The 15169-nt window shown below is 71.3% G+C and carries 13 protein-coding genes; 10 read left to right on the forward strand and 3 right to left on the reverse strand.

Annotated elements, in window-relative coordinates:
• The first annotated feature begins 49 nt into the window (after positions 1-49).
• The gene (locus DAE25_RS01535; RefSeq protein ID WP_107764486.1) at positions 50-1924 is read left to right on the forward strand and encodes a Na+/H+ antiporter; all 1875 of its coding nucleotides are present in this window, start codon (positions 50-52) and stop codon (positions 1922-1924) included.
• Between the two features lie 158 nt (positions 1925-2082).
• Here DAE25_RS01535 and DAE25_RS01540 read toward each other — a convergent pair whose 3' ends face one another.
• Positions 2083-3300, reverse strand: a complete 1218-nt coding sequence (locus DAE25_RS01540) for a glycoside hydrolase family 16 protein (RefSeq protein WP_159083513.1) — start codon at positions 3298-3300, stop codon at positions 2083-2085.
• Between the two features lie 148 nt (positions 3301-3448).
• On the opposite strand from DAE25_RS01540, the gene DAE25_RS01545 reads away from it, so the two are divergent.
• Complete coding sequence (locus tag DAE25_RS01545) at positions 3449-4090, forward strand: MBL fold metallo-hydrolase (protein WP_107764488.1); 642 nt, start codon at positions 3449-3451, stop codon at positions 4088-4090.
• 12 nt (positions 4091-4102) lie between these two features.
• Here the strand turns inward: DAE25_RS01545 and DAE25_RS01550 are convergent, their stop codons facing one another.
• Together DAE25_RS01550 and DAE25_RS01555 are read right to left on the reverse strand one after the other, a co-directional pair.
• Complete coding sequence (locus DAE25_RS01550; protein ID WP_107764489.1) at positions 4103-5386, reverse strand: isochorismate synthase; 1284 nt, start codon at positions 5384-5386, stop codon at positions 4103-4105.
• A 60-nt stretch (positions 5387-5446) separates the two neighbouring features.
• Positions 5447-6451 carry a L,D-transpeptidase family protein gene (locus tag DAE25_RS01555; protein ID WP_234410782.1) on the reverse strand — a complete coding sequence of 335 codons (1005 nt, stop codon included), beginning with the start codon at positions 6449-6451 and terminating at the stop codon, positions 5447-5449.
• Between the two features lie 81 nt (positions 6452-6532).
• On the opposite strand from DAE25_RS01555, the gene DAE25_RS01560 reads away from it, so the two are divergent.
• The 8 genes from DAE25_RS01560 (at position 6533) to DAE25_RS01595 (ending at position 15165) form a co-directional block, all read left to right on the forward strand.
• Positions 6533-7222 (forward strand): demethylmenaquinone methyltransferase, encoded by a 690-nt coding sequence (locus DAE25_RS01560; RefSeq protein ID WP_107764490.1) that lies wholly within the window; start codon positions 6533-6535, stop codon positions 7220-7222.
• Positions 7223-7458: 236 nt separating this feature from the next.
• On the forward strand, positions 7459-7818 hold the full coding sequence (locus DAE25_RS01565) for an NADH-quinone oxidoreductase subunit A (protein ID WP_056887574.1): 360 nt from the start codon (positions 7459-7461) through the stop codon (positions 7816-7818).
• A gap of 134 nt (positions 7819-7952) precedes the next feature.
• Positions 7953-8507 carry a NuoB/complex I 20 kDa subunit family protein gene (locus DAE25_RS01570; protein ID WP_056887575.1) on the forward strand — a complete coding sequence of 185 codons (555 nt, stop codon included), beginning with the start codon at positions 7953-7955 and terminating at the stop codon, positions 8505-8507.
• Entirely contained in the window at positions 8504-9271 is a 768-nt protein-coding gene (locus DAE25_RS01575; RefSeq protein WP_107764491.1) for an NADH-quinone oxidoreductase subunit C, read from the forward strand. The genes DAE25_RS01570 and DAE25_RS01575 overlap by 4 nt, the downstream gene beginning before the upstream one ends.
• Positions 9271-10620, forward strand: coding sequence for an NADH-quinone oxidoreductase subunit D (locus tag DAE25_RS01580; RefSeq protein WP_107764492.1), 1350 nt, complete (start codon positions 9271-9273; stop codon positions 10618-10620). Before DAE25_RS01575 ends, DAE25_RS01580 begins: the two co-directional genes overlap by 1 nt.
• Complete coding sequence (nuoE, locus tag DAE25_RS01585; protein WP_107764493.1) at positions 10617-11453, forward strand: NADH-quinone oxidoreductase subunit NuoE; 837 nt, start codon at positions 10617-10619, stop codon at positions 11451-11453. Before DAE25_RS01580 ends, nuoE begins: the two co-directional genes overlap by 4 nt.
• On the forward strand, positions 11450-12772 hold the full coding sequence (gene nuoF, locus DAE25_RS01590; RefSeq protein ID WP_107764494.1) for an NADH-quinone oxidoreductase subunit NuoF: 1323 nt from the start codon (positions 11450-11452) through the stop codon (positions 12770-12772). Before nuoE ends, nuoF begins: the two co-directional genes overlap by 4 nt.
• Complete coding sequence (locus DAE25_RS01595) at positions 12769-15165, forward strand: NADH-quinone oxidoreductase subunit G (protein ID WP_107764495.1); 2397 nt, start codon at positions 12769-12771, stop codon at positions 15163-15165. The genes nuoF and DAE25_RS01595 overlap by 4 nt, the downstream gene beginning before the upstream one ends.
• The last annotated feature ends 4 nt before the right edge of the window (positions 15166-15169 follow it).

A 15169-nucleotide genomic window follows, 5' to 3' on the forward strand; every position in this document is an offset into this window, starting at 1 on the left:
CCCGCGGACGCGCGGCGACCGTGCGTCGTACTCCTGCCAGACTCTGCGGGTGGAGATCGCCCTCTTCCTCGTCGCCCTCGTCGTCGTGGTCCTCGCCGGCACGGCGCTGGCCGACCGCTTCGACCTGCCCGCCCCGCTGCTGCTTATCCTGGTCGGCGTCGCCGGGACCTACCTGCCGTTCGTGCCGGAGGTCCGCCTCGAGGCCGAGGTGGTGCTGCTGGGCTTCCTGCCGCCGCTGCTGTACGCCGCCGCGCTGCAGACGTCGCTGGTCGACTTCAACGCCAACCGGCGCCCGATCCTGCTGCTCTCGGTCGGGCTGGTGCTCTTCACGGCGTTCGGGGTCGGTGCGGTCGTGCACTGGATGGTGCCGGCGATCTCCTGGCCGCTGGCCATCGCCGTGGGCGCGGTCGTGGCGCCGCCCGACGCGGTGGCGGCGACCGCGATCGCCCGCAAGATCGGGCTGCCACGACGGATCGTCACCATCCTCGAGGGCGAGTCGCTGCTCAACGACGCGACCGCCCTGGTCACCCTGCGCACCGCGCTGGCGGCCAGCTCGGTCGGCGTGGAGGCCCTCGACGTGGGCCTGGACTTCCTGTGGGCCTCCGTCGGCGGTGCCGCGCTCGGCTTCCTGGTCTTCGTCGTGGTGGCCAAGGTCCGCCTGCTCGTCACCGACCCGCTGATGGACACCGCGATCTCGCTGGTCACGCCGTTCGCGGCCTACCTCCTGGCCGAGGAGCTGCACTCCTCGGGCGTCATCTCCGTCGTGGTGACCGGCCTGCTGCTCGGGCACAAGGCGCCGGTCATCCAGACCGCGCAGTCGCGGATCGCGGAGCGCATCAACTGGCGGACCATCGCCTTCCTCCTGGAGAACACCGTCTTCCTGCTCATCGGCCTCCAGGCCCGCTGGATCCTCGAGGGGGTCGCGGAGAGCGAGCTCTCCCCGCGGCTCATCACCGCCGTGTGCGGAGCGGCGCTGCTGACCACGGTGGTGCTGCGGATGGTCTGGGTGTTCGCGGCGCGCTACCTGCTGGTCCGGCCCGGCCCGGACCCGGACAGCGGCCAGCTGCCGCCGTGGCAGTACAGCTTCGTCCTCGGCTGGGCCGGCATGCGCGGCGTGGTGACGCTGGCGGCGGCCTTCGTCATCCCCGAGGAGACCGAGCACCGCGAGGTGCTGCTGCTCATCGCCTTCACGGTGGTGGCCGGCACCCTCTTCCTCCAGGGCCTCACCCTGCCGTGGGTGGCCCGCACCCTGCGGGTGCCGTCACCCGACCCGCTGGACGACGCCCTGGCCCGGGCGTCGGTGCTGCAGCAGGCGTCCAAGGCCGGCTTCAAGGCACTCGAGCGGATGGAGACCGACGACCCGCACGGTGTCCTCGACCAGATCCGGCAGCGGGTCGAGCAGCGCAACTTCGCCGCCTGGGAGCGGCTGTCCACGACCGCCGGGCAGGAGTCGCCCAGCGACCTCTACGCGCGGGTCCGCGTCGCGATGATCGGCGCCGAGCGGGAGCGGGTGCTCGAGATCCGCAACACGGGCACCGTGGCCAGCGACGTCATCCGCGACGTGCTCGCCGTGCTCGACGTCGAGGAGTCGATGCTCGACGTCGCGCTCGGCGACGAGGACGACCGCGACGAGGCCCGCAACGCCCGGGTGCGGCGCGGGGACACCTGCGACCACCTCGACGAGACGCCCGCCCGACCTCCCGCGTCGGCCGACGACGGGCTGGTGTGCGAGGAGTGCCTCGCCGCCGGGGTGCACTGGGTCTCGCTGCGCCGCTGCCTCACCTGCGGGCAGGTGGCCTGCTGCGACTCCTCGCCCTTCCGGCACGCCACCGAGCACTTCCACGAGACCACGCACCCGGTCATGCAGTCGGCCCAGCCCGGCGAGGACTGGCGCTGGTGCTACGTGCACCACCTCACCGGCTGAGACCGCACTGCGGCCCCCGGCGGTGCGCCCCACGGCGGCGCGACCCCGGCGCCCGGGCGGCGTATTGCGCGGCGTGGGGTGAAATGCGACGACGCGCCGTCCCGCCGGAGCGGGACGACGCGTCGTACGTCGTGCGGAGTGGCCTTGCGGCCGGTCGATCAGGCCTGCCAGACCCGGATCCAGTCGACGGTCATCGACTGCGGGAGCTTGCTGTCCTTGACGATCTTGGAGATCTCGTAGTCGGACGCGAGCATGCTCAGGATCGGGTACTGCGGCTGGCCGGAGACGCCGACCTTGGTGCGGTAGGTCTCCTTGCCGTCGATCCGGAAGATGTAGACGTTGGGTGTCCACTCCACCGAGAAGACGTGGAAGTTCTTGGACCAGCCGTCCTTCTTGTTCTTGAGGAACGAGCGCGAGTCCTTGATCCACGAGCCGGTCTTGACGCCCTGGCCCTTCTTGTTCTTCGAGTAGACGAAGGACGTCAGGCCACCCTCGGGGTGCTTGTCGCCGAAGTACTCGATGACGTCGATCTCGGCACCGGTCAGGCGCGGGTCGGTGGCACCGTCCACGCTCACCTCGGGCTGCATCCAGAACGCGCCGTGCTGGCCGCGGCTCTTCTGGAACTTGATGCGGGCGGCCGCGAAGCCGTACTTGAACGAGAACGCGTCCTGGGTGCCGATGTGGCCGTTGAGACGGTAGGCGAACTTGCCGGTGGACTTGCCGTCCTTCTTGGCGTTGCACTTCTCCGAGCGGCTCGGGTCCTTGATGACGCTCAGGCGGGCGGTGCCGCCGCCGACGGACACGGCGCGCGGGTCACCCTTGGAGCAGGCGCGCAGGCTCTGGGGCTCGTAGGTGCCGCCGCGGTGGTTCCAGACCGGGCCCAGCGTGCTGCCGGAGAACTCGTCGGTCCAGGTGGGGGTCATCCAGCGGGAGGTGCTGACCGACTTGCTCTTGCCGGCCTTGGAGCCCTTGAAGGCCATCGCCTGGGCGCGGTAGGTCAGCGCCTGGCCGCCCTTGGAGATCGGCGCACCGAACTCGGCGCGACCCTTCTTGTTGACCTTGGTCTTCTTGACCGTCTTCCACTTGTTGCCCTTCTTGACCTGCAGGGCAACGGTGCGACCGGGCTTGCCCGGCTTGACGGTGGCGGTCAGGCCGGCCTGGGCCGATCCGGCCGACGCGGGGCGCTTGCCCTGGCCGACGATCTGGGGCAGGGCCACCAGGCTGACGCGGGTCTTCTTGGCCCGACGCTCGCTGACGGAGGTCGAGATGGAGTCGGAGGTGTCGGCACTCGACGAGCTGGTCTGCGTGACCAGGATCATCGAGGCGGGCATCAGCAGCGCGAGCAGGCTTCCTGCGAGGGCGCGGCGTCCAGACATGAGTTCTCTCATTCGATCGGGTGCGGTTGACGTTCCCCCACTGCACTCGAGGGCGAGCACACCTTAACTTCCAGGACCTGATCCTCCGCATCGAACGGCGGAGTCGGACGGGGATGACCGGATTCCGGGACCGGCCTACTGTGGCGGGATGCGGATCACGAAGTTCGGCCACGCGTGTGTGCGCATCGAGCACGACGTGGCCGCCGTCGTCCTCGATCCGGGGGTCTTCAGCGAGGCGGAGGCGCTCGACGGGGCCACCGCCGTGCTCATCACCCACGAGCACGCCGACCACGTCCACCCCGACCTGCTGCGCCGCTCCGACGCCCCGATCTGGACGATCGAGGCGGTGGCCCGGCTGCTGCGCGAGCAGGCGCCCGACGTCGCCGAACGCGTCACCGTCGTGCGCCCCGGCGACCGTCTCGACGTGTCCGGAATGCCGGTCGAGGTGGTGGGGGAGAAGCACGCGGTCATCCACCCCGACTACGACCGCTTCGACAACTCCGGTTATCTCCTGACCGTCGGTCCGGACGCCGTCTACCACCCCGGCGACGCCCTCACGGCGCCCGGACGGACCGTCGACGTGCTCCTCGCGCCGGTGAGCGCGCCCTGGCTCAAGGTGAGCGAGGCCGTGGACTTCGTCCGCGAGGTCGGGGCGCCGCGCTCGCTGGGGATCCACGACCGGGTCTACAGCGACATCGGGCTCGACATGGTCGCCTCCCACATGGGCAACCTGTTGCCGGAGGGGCAGGAGTTCGTACGCCGCCAGCCCGGCGAGGACCTGGACCTGTAGGGCCCGGACGACTCAGATCTCGCCCGAGAGGGCGTCGCGGACCGGGACGAACTTCGCCTGGGACTCGGCCAGCTCGGCCTCCGGGTCGGAGCTGCCGACCACGCCGCAGCCGGCGAAGAGCCGCACCGTCGAGCCCTGCACCAGCGCCGAGCGCAGCGCGATGCCCCACTCGCCGTCGCCGGTGGCGTCGATCCAGCCGACCGGGCCGGCGTAGCGGTCGCGCTCCATGCCCTCGATCTCGCCGATTAGCGCGACGGCCTCCGGGGTCGGGGTCCCGCCCACCGCGGCGGACGGGTGCAGGGCCTCGGCGAGCTGGAGTGAGGACACCGTGGCCGCGTCGTGCACGACCCCGGCCACGTCGGTGGCGAGGTGCATGACGTTGGGCAGGTGCAGGACGAAGGGGGCCTCGGGCACGTTCATCGACGAGCAGTGCGGCTCGAGGGCGTCGGCGACCGAGCGGACGGCGTACTCGTGCTCCTCGAGGTCCTTCGACGAGCGGGCCAGCGTCGCGGCCAGCGCGAGGTCGCGCTCGTCGTCGCCCGTGCGCCGGATGGTCCCGGCGAGCACGCGGGACGTGACGAGGCCGCGCTCGCGGCGCACCAGCATCTCGGGCGTGGCGCCGAAGAGACCGTCGACGTGGAAGGTCCAGCACATGGCGTAGTCGACGGCGAGGCGGTGCAGCGGCCACCGCACGTCGATCGGCTCGGCGCAGGTGGCGATCAGGTCACGGGCGAGCACGACCTTCTCCAGGGCGCCGGCGTCGATCCGGGAGACGGCGTCGGCGACGACGCTCATCCAGGCCTCCCCGTTGAGGGCGCCGTCGGCGAAGCTCAACCCGACCGGGGCCGCCGGGACGTCGGCCGGCGCGACCCGAGGCGCCTCGGCGAGAGGGGAGTCGCCGACGGTGGTGATCCAGGCTCGGTCGCCGCGTCGACCCAGCACCACCCGGGGGACGACAAGCACCGAGTCGCCGGGGTCGTCGGCGAAGCCGAAGGAGCCGAACGCGACCAGTCCGGTGCCGGGCTCGACCATCTCGTCGAGGACGTCGGCGCGGGCGGTGGTCTCGGCCCACCACTTGTCGGCGTCGCTGAAGCGGGCGGTGCCGCTGGTGCGGACCTGGGCCGCGACGCCCCAGCCGACGAGGCCCTCGCCGTTGCGCAACCACGTCACCGGCGCGTCGGCGGGCAACAGGTCCAGCAGGCGGGTGGTGGCAGGGTCCCCGAGATCGACCGCGGTCGTCCGCACCACGAGGGGGCTGGACGCGGTCGTCACGGGGGTGGTCGCCGCACTCGTCACGTCCCGGAGCCTACTGCGACGGGCCCCGCGAGCCCGAGCCACCACGGATGACCGGCGCCGTCAGGAGCGGTAGACGATCACCTTGTCGCCGAGGTGCACCTGGTCGAACAGCCGGCGCACCGCGTCGTAGTCGCGCACGTTGACGCACCCGTGCGAGGCGCCGTCGTAGCCGGTCGCCGCGAAGTCGGGGGAGTAGTGCACCGCCTGGCCGCCCGAGAAGAACATCGCGAACGGCATCGGGGTGTCGTAGAGGCTCGACACGTGGTCGCGGCTCTTGCGGAAGACCGTGAACGCCCCCTCGCGGGTCGGCAGCTCGTCGGAGCCGAACCGCACGTCGACGCGGGTCCTCACCACTCCGTCGACCACCCAGCGCAGGGAACGCGAGGTCTTGTCGACACACATCGCGCGCCCGGTCATGCAGCGCGGGTCGAGCGCGGGGCCCTGCGGCTCGATGTTGAAGAGCTCGGCCTTGGTGGGCTGGCGGGTCATCGCGGCGAGCCGGTCGAGGGTCCGCCGGTCGACCTCGCCCGTGACGGGGATGCGGCGCTTGGCCTGGAAGCCGCGGACCGCCTCGGTGGTGCGTGCGTCGTAGATCCCGGTCACGTCGCCGCTCCACCACTGCAGCTGTGCCAGCCGGGCCTGGACGCGGCGCACCGCGAGGCCCCGGTCGCCCGTGGCGAGGATCGCCGGGCCGGGCGTGTAGACGTTGTGCAGCGCCTCGCGGGTCGGCTCGGTCGTGACGGAGACCAGCCTGTGCCACGTGCGCGCGTCGACGCGTCCGGTCGTCTCGCGCTTGCGGCGCGCCTGGAAGGTGCGCACGCCCGCACGTGTCTGCGCGTCGAAGCGGCTCGTGACCACCTCGGAGTGGAGATCGAGCTGGTGCAGCCGGCTCTGGAGCTCCCGGACCCGCCACCCGGTGTCGCCGAAGCGCAACGGGGCGAAGGCGCGGGCGGACGCGGTGTCGTCCGCACCGGCCGGGGCGAGCGGGACGGTGGCACCGAGGCCGGCGAGGCCGAGGGTGAGCACGAGCACCAGCACGAGGCGCGCGGACCGGGCGAGAGGCATGGGATCTCCGAGGTTGGAAGTGGTCGTCATCGTAGGGACGCCGACCGACATCGTGAAGTTGCGTCCGACTACGCTCACCGCGTGGCACGCGCAGAGCTCGACAAGCAGCCGACCGACGTCCGACGCATGTTCGACGCGGTCGCCCAGAGGTACGACGTCACCAACGACGTCCTCTCGCTGGGCCAGGACCGCCGCTGGCGGCGCGACGTCATCGACGCCGTCGCCCCGTCGTACGGCGACCGCGTGCTCGACCTCGCGGCCGGCACCGGCACCTCGAGCCAGCCCTTCGCCGACGCCGGCGCGTACGTCGTCCCGTGCGACTTCTCGCTCGGCATGCTGCAGGTCGGCAAGAAGGCCCGTCGCCACCTGCCCTTCACCGCGGGCGACGGCACCCGGCTGCCCTTCTCCGACGACACCTTCGACGCGGTGACCATCTCGTTCGGGCTGCGCAACATCGTCGATCCGGAGGCCGGGCTGCGTGAGATGCGCCGGGTCACGCGGCCCGGTGGCCGCCTCGTCGTGTGCGAGTTCAGCAGCCCGACGTTCGCGCCGTTCCGGACCGTCTACATGGAATACCTCATGAAGGCGCTCCCCACGATCTCGCGGGCCGTCTCGTCGTCCCCGGACGCCTACGTCTACCTCGCCGAGTCGATCCGCGCGTGGCCCGACCAGCAGGGCCTGGCCGCGATGGTCGCCGCCGCCGGCTGGCAGTCGCCGCAGTGGCGCAACCTCTCGGGCGGCATCGTCGCCCTGCACCGCGCGACGGCCTGAGAGCCGCACCGAGTCCCTCATTTAGACAAGCCCTGCGTGCGTTAAATCCGCAGGTGAGGCGGGGTGAGGGGGTCGACGGCCCCCCGCGTGACGACCGGCGTGACGGGTCCTACACTGTGGGCTGCGCCACTAGTGAAGTAGTTCACAAAGCCACATGCGACCTGGTCGCGGCGGCCCGCCGGTGGCGGTGAGGTGCACAAGCAGGCGGTGCACAGGGACGAGGAAGGGACAGCTCGATGGAGCTCTACACGCCAGTGCTCGTGCTGGCGGCCATCGCCGCGGCCTTCGCGGTCGGCTCGGTCGTCATGAGCGCGTTCATCGGGCCGAAGCGCTACAACCGCGCCAAGCTCGACTCCTACGAGTGCGGCATCGAGCCCACCCCGCAGCCCATCGGTGGCGGCCGCATCCCGGTGAAGTACTACATCACCGCGATGATGTTCATCATCTTCGACATCGAGATCATCTTCCTCTACCCCTGGGCCGTGCACTTCGACGCCATGGGGCTCTTCGGGCTCATCGAGATGGTCATCTTCATCGCCACGGTGTTCGTGGCCTACGCGTACGTCTGGCGTCGCGGCGGACTGGACTGGGACTGAGGATCACGATGCCCGCACCCTGCCTTCGTTGTCGTCGGTCGACGACCGCTCCGCTGCGCTCCGCTGAAGGTCGCCTTCCCTCCTCCGCCTCGGCAGCGCACGCACCTCGTGACCCTCAGAGAGAGGCCTGACTCATGGGACTTGAAGAGAAGCTGCCGAGCGGTGTGCTCCTGACCACGGTCGAGGGTGTCGCCGGCTACATGCGCAAGGCGTCGTTCTGGCCCGCGACCTTCGGCCTGGCCTGCTGCGCGATCGAGATGATGACCTCCGGCGGCCCCAAGTACGACCTGGCCCGCTTCGGCATGGAGGTCTTCCGCGCCAGCCCGCGCCAGGCCGACCTGATGATCGTGGCCGGTCGGGTGAGCCAGAAGATGGCTCCCGTCCTGCGCCAGATCTACGACCAGATGGCCGAGCCCAAGTACGTCCTCGCGATGGGCGTGTGCGCCAGTTCCGGCGGCATGTTCAACAACTACGCCATCGTCCAGGGCGTCGACCACATCGTCCCCGTCGACATGTACCTCCCCGGCTGCCCGCCGCGGCCCGAGATGCTCATCGACGCGATCCTCAAGCTCCACGACCAGGTGCAGGCCACCAAGCTCGGTGCCAACCGCCTCGCGGAGATCGAGGAGCTGGAGACCACCGCGCTCAAGGCGCTGCCCACGAGCCAGATGCGAGGCCTGCTGCGATGAGCAACCCGCAGGACAACCCCTCCGACAAGCCGGAGACCGCGCACGTCGACCAGCCGGCCGTCGAGCAGTCGCCGGAGAACCTCCCGGCCCCCGGCGGCGAGGGCACCGAGGTCCGCTCGGCGGGCCAGCGCCGCGGCATGTTCGGTGTCTCCGGCACCGGTGACACCTCCGGCTACGGCGGCCTGGTCTCCCCGATCGTGTTCCCCAGCCCCTCCCAGCGCCCGTACGGCGGGTGGTTCGACGAGGTCGCCGACGCCCTCGAGGCGCGGCTGCGTCAGACCGACCTGACCGCGGCGATCGAGTCGGTCGTGGTCCACCGTGGCGAGATCACCTTCCACGTCCGCCGCGACGACCTGCCGTTCGTGGCGCAGATGCTCCGCGACGACGAGGCGCTGCGCTTCGAGTTCTGCTCGGGCGTGAGCGGCGTGCACTACCCCGACGACACGGGCCGCGAGCTGCACGCGGTCTACCACCTGCTCTCGATGACCCACAACCGCCGCGTGCGCCTCGAGGTGTCGTGCCCCGACGGCGACCCGCACGTCCCCAGCCTGGTGAGCATCTACCCCACCATCGACTGGCACGAGCGCGAGACGTGGGACATGTTCGGGATCGTCTTCGACGGCCACCCGGCCATGACCCGCATCCTGATGCCCGACGACTGGCCGGGCCACCCGCAGCGCAAGGACTACCCCTTGGGCGGCATCCCCGTGGAGTACAAGGGCGGGTCCGTCCCGCCGCCCGACCAGCGGAGGTCGTACAACTGATGGCCAGCACAGAGAACCAGCAGGACCTGTACGCCGACCCGAGCGAGACCAGCCAGGGCAAGGTCTTCACGGTCACCGGCCAGGACTGGGACTCGATCACCCAGGGCCTGGGCGACGCCGCCGACGAGCGGGTCGTCGTCAACATGGGTCCCCAGCACCCGTCGACCCACGGCGTGCTGCGCCTGATCCTCGAGCTCGAGGGCGAGACGGTGACCGAGGCCCGCTGCGGCATCGGCTACCTCCACACGGGCATCGAGAAGAACATGGAGTACCGCTCCTGGGTCCAGGGCACGACCTTCTGCACCCGGATGGACTACCTCTCGCCGTTCTACAACGAGGCGACCTACGTCCTGGGCGTCGAGCGGCTGCTCGACATCGAGGACGACATCCCGGAGAAGGCCCAGGTCATGCGGGTGCTCCTCATGGAGCTCAACCGCATCTCCTCGCACCTGGTCGCCATCGCGACCGGTGGCATGGAGATCGGCGCCCTGACGGTGATGACGATCGGCTTCCGCGAGCGCGAGCTGGTGCTCGACCTGTTCGAGCTGATCACCGGGTTGCGCATGAACCACGCGTTCATCCGTCCCGGCGGCGTCGCCCAGGACCTCCCGCCCGGCGCGCTCGACGAGATCCGCGACTTCGTCTCGCTGATGCGCAAGCGCCTGCCCGAGTACGCCGCGCTCTGCAACGCCAACCCGATCTTCAAGGCCCGCCTCGAGGGCGTCGGTCACCTCGACCTGGCCGGCTGCCTGGCGCTGGGCCTCACCGGCCCCCCGCTGCGCTCGACCGGCTACGCCTGGGACCTGCGCAAGACGCAGCCCTACTGCGGCTACGAGGACTACGACTTCGACGTCCAGACGTGGGACACCGCCGACGCGTACGGCCGCTTCCGGGTGCGCCTCGCCGAGATGGACGAGTCGCTGCGGATCGTCGAGCAGGCGGCCAAGCGGCTCGCCGACCTCGAGGGCGCGCCGGTGATGGTCGGCGACAAGAAGATCGCCTGGCCCAGCCAGCTGTCCATCGGCTCCGACGGCATGGGCAACTCCCTCGACCACATCCGCCACATCATGGGCGAGTCGATGGAGGCGCTGATCCACCACTTCAAGCTGGTGACCGAGGGCTTCCGGGTCCCGGCCGGCCAGGCCTACGTCCCGGTCGAGTCGCCCCGTGGCGAGCTCGGCGCGCACGTCGTCTCCGACGGCGGCACGCGACCGTTCCGGGCGCACTTCCGCGACCCGTCCTTCACCAACCTCCAGGCGACGAGCGTGATGAGCGAGGGCGGCATGGTCGCCGACGTCATCGTCGCGATCGCCTCGATCGACCCCGTCATGGGAGGCGTCGACCGATGAATCACCCCGCACCCGACCGCTTCACCGAGAACGAGCGCGCCCTCACCCAGCAGACGTGGGCCGAGCTGCGCCAGATCGCCGCGCGCTACCCCGAGGCCCGCTCGGGACTGCTCCCGATGCTGCACCTCGTGCAGTCGGAGGAGGGTCGCGTGACGCCCGAGGGCATCGAGGCGTGCGCCGAGATCCTGGGCATCTCCCCGGCCGAGGTCAGCGGCGTCGCGACCTTCTACACGATGTACAAGCGCAAGCCCGTCGGCGACTACCACGTTGGGGTCTGCACCAACACGCTGTGCGCCGTCATGGGTGGCGACCTGATCTTCGAGCGGCTCAAGGAGCACCTCGACGTCGGCAACGACGAGACCACCGCCGACGGCACGATCACCCTCGAGCACGTGGAGTGCAACGCCGCCTGCGACTACGCCCCGGTGATGATGGTCAACTGGGAGTTCATGGACAACCAGACGCCCGACTCGGCCGTCCAGGTCGTCGACGACCTGCGTGCCGGCAAGGACGTCCACTCCACCCGGGGTCCGCGCCTGTGCACCTGGCGCGAGGCCGAGCGGGTGCTCGCGGGCTTCCCCGACGACCTCGCCGACGAGGGGCCATCCGCCGGTCCCGCCTCCCTGGTGGGCCTGGGCATCGCGCGCGAGCGTGGCTGGACGGCGCCGGGTGGCAAGGCCGGCGGGCGCACCGCCGACGAGCCCGCTGCGGCCGCCACGGGTGCCGACGGCAGCCACGAGGCCGACCGCCAGGACTCCGAGGGCGCGGTCCAGCGCTCCGACGCCGACCTCAAGCACGAGGACGACGCCCAGGGAACCGAGGAGGCGCAGTGAAGACAGACACCCTGACCCCGGTCCTCACCGACAACTGGGACGCCGAGCGCTCCTGGACGCTGGCGTCGTACGAGGGACGCGGCGGCTACGGCGCGATGCGCACGGCGCTGGGCCCTGACTTCGGCGGCCCGGACGCGATAGTCCAAGCCGTCAAGGACTCCGGCCTGCGCGGTCGCGGCGGCGCGGGCTTCCCCACCGGCATGAAGTGGGGCTTCATCCCGCAGGACAACCCCAAGCCCAAGTACCTCGTCGTCAACGCCGACGAGTCCGAGCCGGGCACCTGCAAGGACATCCCGCTCATGATGGCGAGCCCCCACACGCTGCTCGAGGGCGTCATCATCAGCTCGTTCGCCATCCGCGCCAACCACGCCTTCATCTACGTGCGGGGCGAGGTGCTGCACGTCATCCGCCGGCTCCAGCGCGCCGTGCAGGAGGCCTACCTGGCCGGCCACCTCGGCAAGGACATCCACGGCTCGGGCTACGACCTCGACGTCGTCGTGCACGCCGGCGCGGGCGCCTACATCTGTGGTGAGGAGACCGCCCTGCTCGAGGGCCTCGAGGGTCGTCGCGGCCAGCCGCGCCTGCGCCCCCCGTTCCCCGCGGTGGCGGGCCTCTACGCCAGCCCCACGGTGATCAACAACGTCGAGTCCATCGCGTCGGTTCCGAGCATCATCGGCAACGGCGCCGAGTGGTTCGCCTCGATGGGCACCGAGAAGTCCAAGGGCTTCGGCATCTTCAGCCTGTCGGGCCACGTCGTGCGCCCCGGCCAGTACGAGGCCCCGCTCGGCATCACGCTGCGCCAGCTCATCGACCTGGCCGGTGGCATCCGGGAGGGCCACGAGCTGAAGTTCTGGACCCCCGGCGGCTCCAGCACCCCGCTGCTGACCACCGAGCACCTCGACGTGCCCCTCGACTTCGAGGGCGTCGGCGCGGCCGGCTCGATGCTCGGCACCCGCGCGCTGCAGATCTTCGACGAGACGACCTGCGTCGTGCGCGCCGTGCTGCGCTGGACGGAGTTCTACAAGCACGAGTCCTGCGGCAAGTGCACCCCGTGCCGCGAGGGCACGTGGTGGCTGGTGCAGACGCTGGCCCGCCTGGAGAAGGGCGAGGGCCAGGAGTCCGACCTCGACATGCTCCTCGACCAGTGCGAGAACATCATGGGCCGCTCGTTCTGCGCGCTCGCCGACGGCGCGACCAGCCCGATCTCGAGCTCGATCAAGTACTTCCGTGACGAGTACCTCGCGCACCTCACCCACGGTGGGTGCCCGTTCGACCCGACCGCCTCGACGGCGTTCGCCCAGACCGGAGCCTCTGCATGACGACCACCCCGGCCAAGATCGACACGGTGACCCTGACGATCGACGGCGTCGAGGTCAGCGTCCCCAAGGACACGCTGGTCATCCGCGCCGCCGAGCAGGTCGGCGTCCAGATCCCGCGCTTCTGCGACCACCCGCTGCTGGCCCCCGTCGGTGCCTGCCGGCAGTGCCTGGTGGACATCCCGGACGCCGGCAACGGCAAGCCGATCCCCAAGCCGCAGGCCTCGTGCACGATCACGGTGGCCGAGGGCATGGTGGTCAGCACGCAGGCGACGAGCCCCGTGGCCGACAAGGCGCAGCAGGGGATCATGGAGTTCCTGCTCGTCAACCACCCCCTGGACTGCCCCGTCTGCGACAAGGGCGGCGAGTGCCCCCTGCAGAACCAGGCCATGTCCAACGGCCGCGGCGAGACCCGCTTCGACGGCGTCAAGCGCACCTTCCCCAAGCCCATCAACATCTCGCCCCAGGTGCTGCTCGACCGCGAGCGGTGCATCGTGTGCCAGCGCTGCACCCGCTTCGCCGACGAGATCGCCGGTGACCCGTTCATCGCGCTGGTCGAGCGTGGTGCGCAGCAGCAGATCGGCATCGCCGACGGCGCGCCGTTCCTCTCCTACTTCTCGGGCAACACCATCCAGATCTGCCCGGTGGGTGCCCTGACGAGCGCGGAGTACCGCTTCCGCTCGCGCCCCTTCGACCTCGTCTCCACCCCGAGCGTCGCCGAGCACGACTCGTGCGGCGCGGCCATCCGCGTCGACCACCGGCGCGGCAAGGTCATGCGTCGCCTCGCCGGCAACGACCCCGAGGTCAACGAGGAGTGGATCAGCGACAAGGACCGCTTCGCCTTCCAGTACTCCCGCCAGGACGACCGCCTCACCCACCCGATGGTGCGCGAGGACGGGGAGCTCCGCCCGGCGTCGTGGCCCGAGGCGTTCGCCGTCGCGGCCCGCGGCCTGCACGCGGCCGGCAGTGCCGCCGTCCTGACCGGTGGCCGCGTCACCGCCGAGGACGCCTACGCCTACGCCAAGTTCGCGCGGGTCTCCCTCGGCACCCACGACATCGACTTCCGCGCCCGCCCCCACACCGCCGAGGAGGCCGACTTCCTGGCCTCCCGGGTCGCGCTGTCCATGGACGTCACGTACGACGACCTCGAGCGCGCGTCGGTCGTCGTGCTGGCGGGCCTCGAGCCCGAGGACGAGGCGGCCACGATCTTCCTGCGGCTGCGCAAGGCGTCGAAGGGGTCGACCAAGGTCGTCGCCCTCGCCCCCTTCACCACCCGCGGCCTGGGCAAGATGAAGGGCCGGCTGGTCCCGACCGCCCCGGGCGAGGAGGCCGAGGCGCTGCGCGCCCTGGCCGAGGACGCCACCACCGCCCTGGACTCCGGCGGCGTCATCCTCGTGGGTGAGCGGCTGGCCCAGCACCACGGCGCCCTGACGGCCGCCGTCGAGCTCGCCCGCACCACCGGCGCCCGGCTCGCCTGGGTGCCCCGCCGGGCCGGTGACCGCGGCGCCGTCGAGGCCGGTTGCCTCCCCACCCTGCTGCCCGGCGGTCGTCCGGTTGGCGACGCCTCGGCCCGGGTCGACGCCGCCACCGCGTGGGGCATCGACCACCTGCCCGACGCCCCCGGTCGCGACGGCAACGCGATCATCGCCGCGCTGGCCGACGGCAGCCTCGGTGGCGTCGTCGTCGGTGGCGTGGACCCCGACGACACCGCCGACCCGGCCGCCACCCGGGCCGCGCTGGAGGCCGCGTCGTTCGTGGTCAGCCTCGAGCAGCGCGAGACCGACGTGACGCGGCTGGCCGACGTGGTGCTCCCGATCGCCCCGGTCACCGACAAGGCCGGCACCTTCGTCACCTGGGAGGGACGCCCGCGCCCCTTCGACGCGGTCTTCAGCAACCCCGGCTCGCTGCCCGACCTGCGGGTCCTCGCCGGCATCGCCGACGAGCTCGCCGCGCTGGGACAGGGGAGCTCGCTGGGCTTCCGCACGGTCCCCGAGGTGCGCGCCGAGATGGAGGCGATGGGTCCCTGGGACGGCGTACGCCCCGAGCCGGTCCTCGGCAAGGAACCGCGCAAGCCGCGCGCCAAGGCGGGGGCCCTCGTCCTCGCCGGCTGGAAGCAGCTGCTCGACCAGGGCTCGATGCAGGACGGCGACCCGCACTTGGCCGCCACCCGACGCCCGGCCGTCGCCCTCGTCAGTCCGACCACCCTCGCCGGCCTCGACGGCGCCGTGGACGTGGTCCTGACCGGTGACCGCGGGTCCGTCACGGTGCCGGTCGAGGCCGCCGCCGACATGGTCGACGGCGTCGTGTGGCTGCCGACCCACAGCGTGGGGCGCGGCGTGCTCGCCGACCTGGCCTCACCCGGCAGCACGGTCACGGTGAAGGGAGCCGGCAAGTGAACAT

The sequence above is a fragment of the Nocardioides terrigena genome (assembly GCF_003047265.1).
In the GTDB taxonomy this organism is placed as follows: domain Bacteria; phylum Actinomycetota; class Actinomycetes; order Propionibacteriales; family Nocardioidaceae; genus Nocardioides; species Nocardioides terrigena.